Source organism: Kocuria sp. (assembly GCF_030536815.1).
Lineage (GTDB): Bacteria > Actinomycetota > Actinomycetes > Actinomycetales > Micrococcaceae > Kocuria > Kocuria gwangalliensis.
In genome coordinates this window covers 1-2,550 of the sequence record NZ_JAUNPE010000242.1, presented here as the reverse complement: position 1 = coordinate 2,550, position 2,550 = coordinate 1, and the positions used below count along the sequence as shown (strand labels likewise).

Here is a 2,550-nt window from a genome sequence, read left to right as displayed (position 1 = left end):
TGCATCAGGAGGTGGAACGCTTTCCCCTGCGGGGGCGGTGAACCAGCAGGCTGAGGCCACGGTCAGGGGCGGGTAGCGTCGGGATGACCACGGGTGCCTCGCGGTCAGCGAACAGCCCTCGGGTTATAACCCCGTAGGGTGGGTATGAAGAGGCGGCCTAAGCTGCCATCCTGGTTGAATGGCACGAACCTGGTTATCACTCACGGTGGAGTTGCTCGGCGGGCGCGGCGAGGTGCTGTGGCCACCGCCGGGGCGGATTTTTGCTGTGGGGCCCCGGCATACTTTTGCGGATTTCGAGCAGTCGATCAATGACGCCTTTGGTCGCTGGGATCGCTCGCACCTGTCGATGTTCACACTCGCCGATGGGCGGGTGGTCACGGACTCGATGACTGGTGAGGAGATGGCCGGTTCGATCAGAGGCCCTATCGTCGCGCCCGTTGACATTGCCACGGCCAAGGTGACCCGCACAGTGAAGCCTGGGGACGAGTTCCAATTCACTTTCGACTTCGGTGACGACTGGACGCATCGGTGCGTGGTCGGAGATCAAAAGGTCGATCCGCTGGACGTGCTGGGTATTCAACCCGCAGCACCCCTGCCGTACTGGGGTTGGGGCAGCGTCCCCGATCAGTACGGGCGCAGATGGAGCGATGATGACGGAGAAAGTCCTGCGCCCGAGATGCCCGGGCAGCCGAATTCCATGCTGACCCATGAGTGGCCTCCGCATGATCAGGTGCCCGCCCTCGACAAAGTCCGGGTCCGTGAGGCTATCGCGGCTCAGGACGCCAATGGTTTTATTGTCGCGGTGACGGGATGTGAGATCGACGATGCGCTGGAAATTGTTGCGGAGGGTATCCCCATGGCGCTGGCGAAACATCATCAATTGGCCGAGCCAGTGGCACTGTCCGTCATTAACAGGCTGACCTGGCGCAGCGCACCGGGTGATGAGCAATTGGCCGAAAAATTGTTGACCGCCCTACGCGGCGGATAGCCAACAGCCATCGCCCCAGCGCGGTGTCGCGCTCGAAGACGAGCATCCTGAGCAGGACGTCCGAGTCAGGGGGCGCGAGTAAGCTGGAGGTGTGAGCATTTCACCAGACCCCGCCATTGTCCTGGATGACCGGTTCGCCCGGGAACTCAACGAGATGGCCGTCCCCTGGCACGGCCAGGAGGTGCCCGATGCGCGCCTGCTCGTGCTGAACGAACCCTTGGCCGCTGACCTGGGCCTGGACCCGTCGTGGCTGCGCACTTCCGACGGGCTGGGCCTGCTGGTCGGGAACCTGGTCCCGCCGGGTGCCGCCCCGGTGGCGCAGGCGTACTCCGGGCACCAGTTCGGCGGGTTCTCCCCGCGCCTCGGTGACGGTCGCGCATTGCTGCTGGGCGAGATCACCGATCCCGCCGGCCGGCTGAAAGACATCCACCTCAAGGGCTCCGGCCCCACGCCGTTCTCGCGCGGCGGCGACGGGTTCGCCGCCGTGGGGCCCATGCTGCGCGAATACATCGTCAGCGAGGCCATGCACGCGCTGGGGATCCCCACGACCCGTTCCCTGGCCGTCGTCGGCACCGGGCGACAGGTGCGCCGGGACACCATGCTGCCCGGGGCCGTCCTGACGCGGGTCGCGAGCAGCCACCTGCGGGTGGGTAGCTTCCAGTACGCCCGGGCCACGGGCAATGTCGATCTGCTGCGCCGGCTCGCGGACCACGCGATCGACCGGCACTACCCCGACGCCGCGGATGCGGAACAGCCCTACCTCGCGTTGTTCGAGGCGGTGGTCGCAGCGCAGGCGGAGTTGGTCGCGCAGTGGATGCTCGTGGGTTTCGTCCACGGGGTGATGAACACCGACAACATGACCATCTCGGGGGAAACCATCGACTACGGGCCGTGCGCCTTCATGGATGCCTTCGACCCGCGGGCGCTCTACAGCTCCATTGATGAGACCGGCCGCTACGCCTACGGCAATCAGCCGTTCGTCGCGGAGTGGAACCTCGCGCGCTTCGGCGAGACCCTCCTGCCCCTCATGGACGACGACCAGGACGACGCCGTGTCCCGGTTGAGCGAGGCTCTCGGAGCGTTCCGGGCGCAATACAGTGACGCGTGGTCGGCGGGTATGCGGGACAAGCTCGGCCTGCCCGAAGATCTCGACCGCGAGATCACCGCGCCGCTGATCGACGAGCTGATCACCCTGCTCCGGGATCACCGCGTGGACTACACCTCGTTCTTCCGGGGCCTGGGCGCGGCGGCCCGTGGTGACTCCGGATCCGCCCGGGACATGTTCACGACCCCGGAGGCCTTCGATGCCTGGGCCGAGCGCTGGCGCGCCCTGGGTCCGGACGCGGCGCGGATGGACCGGGTCAACCCCGTCTACATCCCTCGCAACCACTTGGTCGAGGAGGCCCTCACCGCCGCCGAGAAGGGCGACACGGGCCCGCTCGGCCGGCTCCTGGACGCCGTGACCCACCCCTACGACGACCGTCCCGAGCTGCAACGCTACGCGGCACCCGCACCCGAGGACTTCGGGCCCTACCGCACCTTCTGCGGGACCTGAGCCCCGG

General features: G+C 66.9%; 2 protein-coding genes. Both read left to right on the top strand.

What is annotated here, in order from left to right; genetic code table 11:
• Positions 1 to 178: 178 nt before the first annotated feature.
• Positions 179 to 988 (top strand): hypothetical protein, encoded by an 810-nt coding sequence (locus tag Q4E95_RS12715; RefSeq protein ID WP_303383651.1) that lies wholly within the window; start codon positions 179 to 181, stop codon positions 986 to 988.
• A gap of 91 nt (positions 989 to 1,079) precedes the next feature.
• Entirely contained in the window at positions 1,080 to 2,543 is a 1,464-nt protein-coding gene (locus tag Q4E95_RS12710; protein ID WP_303383650.1) for a YdiU family protein, read from the top strand.
• Positions 2,544 to 2,550: the final 7 nt, after the last annotated feature.

Excerpts from the sequence above, each read along its gene's own strand:
- Q4E95_RS12715 (WP_303383651.1), top strand. The coding sequence starts at position 179 with ATGGCACGAACCTGGTTATCACTCACGGTGGAGTTGCTCGGCGGGCGC.